The organism is Micromonospora sp. D75, from assembly GCF_018070405.1.
Classification (GTDB): Bacteria; Actinomycetota; Actinomycetes; order Mycobacteriales; family Micromonosporaceae; genus Micromonospora; species Micromonospora chalcea.
On record NZ_JAGPXV010000289.1, the window covers coordinates 1 to 7,305 of the forward strand.

General features: G+C 64.1%; 7 protein-coding genes. 3 read left to right on the plus strand and 4 right to left on the minus strand.

What is annotated here, in order from left to right; translation table 11 throughout:
- Positions 1–115: 115 nt before the first annotated feature.
- Positions 116–898, minus strand: coding sequence for a hypothetical protein (locus KBX39_RS17975; RefSeq protein ID WP_210871630.1), 783 nt, complete (start codon positions 896–898; stop codon positions 116–118).
- A gap of 194 nt (positions 899–1,092) precedes the next feature.
- Between KBX39_RS17975 and KBX39_RS17980 the strand changes: the two genes are divergently transcribed.
- Together KBX39_RS17980 and KBX39_RS17985 are read left to right on the plus strand one after the other, a co-directional pair.
- Complete coding sequence (locus KBX39_RS17980; RefSeq protein WP_210871632.1) at positions 1,093–1,347, plus strand: hypothetical protein; 255 nt, start codon at positions 1,093–1,095, stop codon at positions 1,345–1,347.
- A 567-nt stretch (positions 1,348–1,914) separates the two neighbouring features.
- Positions 1,915–2,931, plus strand: coding sequence for a hypothetical protein (locus KBX39_RS17985; RefSeq protein WP_210871634.1), 1,017 nt, complete (start codon positions 1,915–1,917; stop codon positions 2,929–2,931).
- Between the two features lie 916 nt (positions 2,932–3,847).
- Here KBX39_RS17985 and KBX39_RS17990 read toward each other — a convergent pair.
- A complete protein-coding gene (locus KBX39_RS17990; protein ID WP_198033303.1) occupies positions 3,848–4,420 on the minus strand; it encodes an Ltp family lipoprotein in 573 nt (190 codons plus the stop codon).
- Between the two features lie 686 nt (positions 4,421–5,106).
- On the opposite strand from KBX39_RS17990, the gene KBX39_RS17995 reads away from it, so the two are divergent.
- Complete coding sequence (locus KBX39_RS17995; protein ID WP_043326959.1) at positions 5,107–5,583, plus strand: hypothetical protein; 477 nt, start codon at positions 5,107–5,109, stop codon at positions 5,581–5,583.
- A 108-nt stretch (positions 5,584–5,691) separates the two neighbouring features.
- Here the strand turns inward: KBX39_RS17995 and KBX39_RS18000 are convergent, their stop codons facing one another.
- Both KBX39_RS18000 and KBX39_RS18005 read right to left on the minus strand, forming a co-directional pair.
- Positions 5,692–5,865, minus strand: coding sequence for a hypothetical protein (locus tag KBX39_RS18000; RefSeq protein ID WP_013283846.1), 174 nt, complete (start codon positions 5,863–5,865; stop codon positions 5,692–5,694).
- A 288-nt stretch (positions 5,866–6,153) separates the two neighbouring features.
- Positions 6,154–7,236, minus strand: coding sequence for a family 43 glycosylhydrolase (locus KBX39_RS18005; RefSeq protein WP_312247452.1), 1,083 nt, complete (start codon positions 7,234–7,236; stop codon positions 6,154–6,156).
- Positions 7,237–7,305 lie beyond the last annotated feature (69 nt).

Below are 7,305 nucleotides of genomic sequence, written 5' to 3' on the forward strand. Positions count from 1 at the left end.
CAGACGGGCGGGCCGATGGCAGACGGGATGGCGGAATCACCTCAAGCGTCTGTCAATTCCACCCCGATTGTTGAGTCGTGCAGCAGAATCGCGACCGGCCGTGTTTGGGTCGTGGCTAGTCTGTAAGTAGATTGACAAGGATTGCCAGCAGTGTCGAAGAAGGAATTGTCCATGCGAGTGTTAGCAGTAGCGATAGGCGTTTAGGCTTGCCGCCCTCGGCATGAATTTCGAATACTGGCAACCGACCCACTAGCACACTAGTCGCGATCTGAACAACGCTCATTGCTCCGAGGGCTAGCCACCATGCCCACGCGTCTAGCTTGAGGTTGGTGGCGACGATTGCGAGCAGGGCAAAAACCCCTACCAGCGTAGTCGTTAGGAATCCCATGTAGGTCGTGAGGATTGGCGTCTTCATGGAAGCCCACCATGGCCTCCGCCGCTTTAGTTCCTCGCCAATCCGAGCGAATGCTTCTATTGCCCAGCCCTCGTCATCAGAGGAGACGGTGGTCTGAACGCCGAGAGCGCGATTGAACCAAACCTCAAGCTTCGCCGACCCAAAGCGTGGGTAGGAGGGCAGCTCACCTTTAATTATGATCGACCGCAAATGATCGAAGTCGATCGATGGAATCACCTTGGCTATCGCCCCCGATATGTTCCTGGTGCCGTCGTGGATCGTCATCGTAACGCGAGCATCTTCCGCCCGCTTTAAGGCTGTCTGCTTTTCGTAGGTGTCCGGCAGGGAATTGGCAGCCGAAATGTAGCGTTCGCGCCGGCTCTCGAATACGGCTTCACAAACTTGTGTCAGACGCTCAAATTGGGACTTATCCCCGAACCAGGGCCTCCAATCCTCCTGCTTACGCGCAGTAATGACTACACCGGAACCATTGCTTTCCGTCACGACGTGACACGATACCGAGGCGTGCGACCCGCGCGAGTGTCCCGATCCAACCTCCGCGAGGTAGTTACCTGGACGTCGGCCGGCCCGCAGGGCGGTCCTACCTCTGGGCGCGGTCTTGTCGGGTAGCAGACAAGCGATCCGCCAAACGGTCGCCCCCGGCTAGCCTGGCGGCCCAAAGTACTGGGGAGGCTTAGGTGTCTGTCGGCGAGGTTGCTGTCGAGCGAAGCGCTCTGTCGTCCACGCATCTCATGATCATGCAGTTCGACCACTCGAACGCTGAAATGGTCAAGTTCGGTGATACCTACGCGGATTCGGACTACAACCGCGCCGAAGCCGAACGTGATGCCGCCGACTACGCAAGGCAGGCTGCGGCCAAGGGTCTACCACTTCAGTACCTTGTGGTGCGGGTGCAGACCGTGGCGGCGTTCGGACCCAGCATCCACGGCTGAACCGCTGAAGGGTCGCTGTTGGGTGACTATCTAGGTGACGACAAGCCCGAGCGGCGGCGGACGTCCACGGACCGTGGCCGAAGGCTGCGGCAGTTGGATGCTGGCGACGGCGGCAGTTAGATGCCCACGACGGCGCAGGTTGGCGAGCCGAGTACCTTGCCTGGGGGTCAAGGGGTCGAGGTGATGTTCCATGGGCAGGAGTCGCTTGGGGCACACAGGGGGCACAAGACACCGTCAAACGTCGTCAACCAGCGAGCAGCCATGGCAGCAGCCAGAGTGGCGTGAGCAGGCGTCGGGCACCGCTTCTGCTGGTGGGCTGATCGCGGCCTGTAGTTCCGCTTCAACGTCTGACTCCGGCTCGGTGACCCGCTGAGTGACGACCGGGACCGTTGCCTGACGCCCACGGGATCGGGCTGTACTGCAGCGGCTACTTCGCCTGCCTCCGGTCTGACTTGCACGTACGGCGGTGGTGAGGTTCCGCCAGGTGCCGGCCGAGGCCGTCACGATGCGGCCGACCATCGTTCGAGTGGACTAGCGCTGAGGTGACGGATCAGACAGGATGAGGCAATGGTGACGGAGAACGCCGAGGACCCGGAGACTGACCACCTCGAAAAGCGTCACGACTTCGTTGATTTTATCCGGCCTGGGCTCTACAGGCTCGAAGCAGGCGTTGCCAGCAACCCTCAAATCGGCGCGTCAAGAGTTTTCTGCCGTGCAGTAGTAGAACATTTGCTCAAGCTGCTTGAATATGAACCTATGATGTTCCCCGAGTTTATTAATCACCGACAGCCACTCTACTGGCTACCGCAGTGGTATTTGGATTCGGTAAGGAACTGGGTCTTGGAGTTGGAGTCACGGATCTTGACGATTTCCGACGAAGAGGCCGCCGAACGCTTTGCATCTGCATGCCGGGATGCCCTTAGAGCGGGTGATGAAGCTTTAGGCACCTATAAGGCGGAAGACGAAAGCGGTCGCTCCTTCCGGTTCCGGCTGGGGCAGCTGCAACTAGCCCTAGACCAGTTCAAGCTTCAAGAAGCTGTAGCTGTCGTAGCGGAGACGGGTGCCCGGGTTAACGAGATTGAGGCACACGCTGCTGAGGCGGCAGGGGGTGCCGCAAGTAACGGGATGGCTACTTTCTTCCAGCAGTACGCGGAATCTGAGCGTCGGCGTTACCGTCTATGGATCAGCGCGTTGGCGCTCGCCGTTGTTGGATCAATAGCACTCGGGGGATTCGTCGTTGCGCAGATGGGAAACCCAACCTTTAATGCAGAGGAATTCGCGCGCCTTGCTCTGGCGCTTCCGGCTCTGGCCTTCGCTGCATATGCTAGTCGCCAAGCCAATTACCATCGCAATGTCGAGTCCTCGTCCAGGCTCGTTGCTGTTCAATTGCGTACGGTAAGCGCCTTCACTGATTCCTTGGACTCGGCCTCACGGCGGGAGATCATGCGATCGCTGGGACAGCGGGTGTTTTCGCCTCGTGTGGAGCAAAGTGTAGTCGAGGCTACTCCATCGTATGGATTGCCTGCCGAGGTCGTGCAAGTGCTGCAAGACATCCTTACCAAGGCCAAATCCGACGGCAAGTAGGCCGCGTCAGGCAGGTCAACGACCAGATCTACAACCGCGGACGTGGCTCGTCCGACGGTACCGCGCGAAGGCAGGGACAAGGCAGCGAGCTAGGTGATCCAAGCGCGCAGGAGGCAACGACGATCGCCTAGCCTAGCGTCAGCTGCTCGAAGGCATTGGTTGGCAACGCTCGGCAGGAGCCGACGAGGTGTGTCCATCTCCCCTCCCAGGCGGAGTCAACATCCGAATGCATGGACTGGACCAGCGGGCGACCTGACATCAGCGGTTGACATCAACGGTGGCGGCCGAGGCCGGACGAGTGTGGACGGGTCCCGCCCCGGAGCCAGGGCGCATGGACGTCGGCGGATGCTGCGACCTTCGCCGAAGCTGCCTTGTAAGCGGCAGTCAGACCGAGTTACAAGATCCGGAACATGCGCGGAATGATCATGCGCACCGGCAGGGAGCCGTCGGCCGCGTGCCCTGGAAGGGCGAGGAATGGCACAGCCAGCCCTACACCCTTCCTAAACCGTGTGTCGCAGGTTCGAATCCTGCCGGGGGCACCAGGTCAGGTGTTTGATCAACGATCACTGTGCCGCCTTCCGGAGCTTGCGTGCCCGATCGCCTCGCCGAGATCTGCTGCAGCAACGCGGTTGTGTGAGCGGGACTGACAGCAGCGGCCACCCTCGCTCGTCGCTGACCCGTTCGAAGAACTGCAACAGGTCGTCCTTGCTGACCCCGAATTCCGCACAGACGCCAACGGCCGCCACTAGATGAACCTGGCCTTGAACTGGCCGGAGGCGCGAGGCAGGCGCCGGATGCGGGGCGCTCCTACGACCGACTGACATGGTCTGCGGTCGACCGTAGGTGACACGGCGAGCCATGCCAGAGCCTGCCACCCGCCATGGACAAAGCCGCAACAGGCACCCGCATGCCCTTCTCACATCACCTGATCGACACCGTAGACGGCCTGTGCGTGCGTGTACCCCTCGAATTCCAACTGCTTGATCAGGCCCGAACGAGAGAACGGCTGGGTGTCGAGGTAGTCCTTCGCCATCTTGGCAGCCTGTTTCTTGTAGTCAACCTTCAGAGAATCCACGGCCTGGGTTGCGATCTTCCTCGGGTAGCCCTCGAACTCCAACTGCTTGATCAGGCCGGAGCGGGAGAACGCTTGATATTGCAGGTAGTCGGAGGCGGCCCTGATGGCGTTCTCCTGCTCTACGGACACCTTCGGCTCGGTCGGCGCCTTGGTGGTGGCCTTCGGCTTCGGCTTCGGTGTTGTTGTCGTAGGAGCTGCGGTGGTGGGTGTTGGGGTAGTGGGTGCTGCGGTGGTGATCTCCACCGACGGTGCTGCTGTAGGGCTTTCTGCCGGGACGGACGCGGCAGCGGTCGCCTCCGCGGCGGCGCTCCTTGCGGGGGGTGAGTCGCCACCGCCGACTGCCGCAGCGATGGTCACTCCGCCGCAGCAGAGCACCAAGACACCGCCGACGGCCGCTGCGATGATGAGCCGCACGGGGCGCTTCTTCGGAGGCTGCTGCAAATGCGTAGCTGGGTAACCGGGGGGCGGCGGAGCGCTGTAGCTCACTGATGGGACCCTTCGGGAGACTGTGCGTAACCGCGTATACGGCGAGTCTGCTCAGCCGGGCCATCTATAACCATCCCCGCTTCAGCCGATGATCTCCTCAGCCGTTGCTGGTGGAATGTCGTCCGACCGCTGACGCGTTCTGCTGCATGAGTTGGCCGGCGCGGGACGTGCGGTTGCGATTGCCGTACGTCACTTCGTTCCCGACGGGACGGCAGCGTCCACCCGTGTAGAGGACGCGCGAAGGGGCTCCGTCTCGGAATCGTTGCCGGTCAGTGCGGAAGCGGGTGAAAACCCTGCCGGCGGTGCCTGCATTCACTCATTTCCCGACCGTTCGTCGCGGTTCTGATCATGGCCGGGGCGGCGGGGCACGCTCTGTTCGGCCGTCCCGGCTCACGTGCTCACCCGGGGTTCCAGCGGCGAGTAGGCGACTCTCCCGGGCCACAAACGAGCAAGGTGACAGTGCCCGTCGCGAGGTGCCAGGTGAGGTGGGCGGCCAGATAGCCGATGCGCACACGGTCAAGTCCGAGCCCGGCGACAAGAGTTGCGCATGCTGACCATCCGGCGAGGTGATCGGGGCCGGTACGACGACGCCTGGAGCGGTAGGTTGCACGTCGATGTTTCTCGTCTTCTTCGCACTTGTGCTGCTCGCTCTGGCCTGGCCGGTGTTCGCGGCCGCTGCCCTCGTGTTCGTGGTGGTCGCACTGTTGGCGCTCCGTCGCGACCCGCACCTCCGGGGCAGGGCATGGGCGCTGAGGCGGGCGGGATGGTTCCTGGCCGCCGGTGCGGCGTTCACCGGGGCCGCCGCTTACGGTCGCGGGTTGGCGGCGACGACCTTCGGGATCCTGGATCCCGATGACGCTTGCATGCTGCGGCGGCCGGAAGGCTACAGCCACCGCATCGGCGCGTCGGCTGACGGGTCGTCGAGCATGTGGCCGCTGCGCGACACCACGTGCGGCCCCGACCTGGTGCCCGGTTACGTCAATCCCCTGGTGGCCGGGTCGGCAGGGCTGTTCGTGGTGCTCCTGGCGGTCCTGATCCTGGCGGAGGTCAGGTCCCGGCGGCTGCCGGACGGCGACGCAGCCCGCCGGTGACAGTGGCCGCGACGCGGCGCGCCGGCGACATTGGACGACGAACCGGCGACGAGGCGGTGACGCGGACGGCCCCGCGTCCGGCCGGAGCCGGAGCGCGGGGCCGGCGGGTCAGCGGACCAGCGCTGCCACCAGCGTCCCGATGCAGGCGACGACGGCGGCGATGATCGGACTGAGCGTCTTGATGTACGCCAGGATGAGCCGGTGCCGGTCGGTCGGCTCGGCAACGGTTTCGTCCTCGTCCTCTGGTGTCTCGAAGTCTGACCCGTGAGGGATTACAGTCAACGTGACTCCTTCCGTTGCAGCGGTGGAGTCGAATGCGGCGTCCGGTGGCAGCCGGGCGCCGCCCTCTGTGTGAGGCGACGCTGTGCCGTTCGACGGTTCGAGCATCCTCCCGCCGGACAGCTAGCACAAGAGTGGGCAATTCACTGTCGGGTACCTGACAAGCAGATGCATCGCATCGAGAAAATTTCGGTGCCACCTCTTGCCAAATGCAATTTTCCGTGAACGAGTTCTACCGAACGTGACCAATCCGAAGCTTACGGTGAGCAGTCGTGTCGGCAAGCGCGCCGACTACGAGACGAGGAAGCCGGTGGAGGGGCGGGTCAGGACGCCGGTCATCGGGAAGCGGGTGGAGCCGTTCCACCAGTGCCACACGACGCGCGCGGTGCCATCGGCGGCGTCGAAGACGTCCATCCCGCCGGGGCCCTGGTGGTTGCCGGGCAGGCCGCGGATCGGGTTGAGTCCGGCGCTGCCGGTGTAGCCGAAGAAGGGCCGGGACACGCCTTCGCGGATGGGGGTGCAGCGGGAGCCGGGCAGGGGAGTCGCGCCGCAGCGGGCGATGCCGGTGGAGTAGCGCGCGCTGTCCCAGTTGTTGCCCGAGTACATCAGGTACCAGTCGCCGTCGGCGGCCTTCCACATCGCCGGGTTCTCCACCACGTGCGTACCGCCGCTGATCTTGGTGGTGTCCCAGGTGATGTCGGTGCTCTTGAGCATGTCCCGGCGGGTGTCCCAGATCGCGCGGCCCTCACTGTCGGTGCGGACCGTGGAGATGCCGGTCTCGGCGCCGGAGGCGATGGCGTCGTCCCGGTAGGTCACGTACAGGTTCCCGCCGGCCACGAAGGGGTTCGCGTCGAGTGCCCACCGCCCGGCGTCCGGGCAGGCCCACTCGCCCTGGTTCTGGAAGGGGCCGCGGGCGCTTTCGGAGACGGCCCGTCCGATGCACTTCTGGCCGGAGCCCTTGCGGGAGGCGGTGTAGAACATGAAGAACCGGTTGCCGAAGCGGGCGACGCCGGGTGCCCAGACCGCGCCGCCGGGCTCGGCCCAGGCGCCCGGGCCGGACGGCAGCGCGTCGTGCGAGGCGCAGTCGGCCATGCCGACGCTGCTGCCGGAGCCGTGGACGAGGACGGGTACGTACAGTCTGCCGGTCGCGCCGCAGCGCGCGCCGGTGCCGGCGCCGACTGTGGTGCCGTAGGTGACGTAGGAGCCGTCCTTCGCCAGCAGCGTGTCCGGGTCGGCCAGCGGGAAGGTGGACGAACTCGCCAGCGTGGACAGGTCGCTGCCGGGCGCGGCCGTGGCGGGTGTTGCCGCTGTGGTGGTCATCAGGGCGGTCGTCACGAGCGCGACGAGCGCCTCGCGCAGTCGTAAAATTCTCACCGCTCAGCCTCCATCGATGAAGGTAATTGTCGACGCGAGGCTATCGACGGTGAGTGATCGAAGTCAATG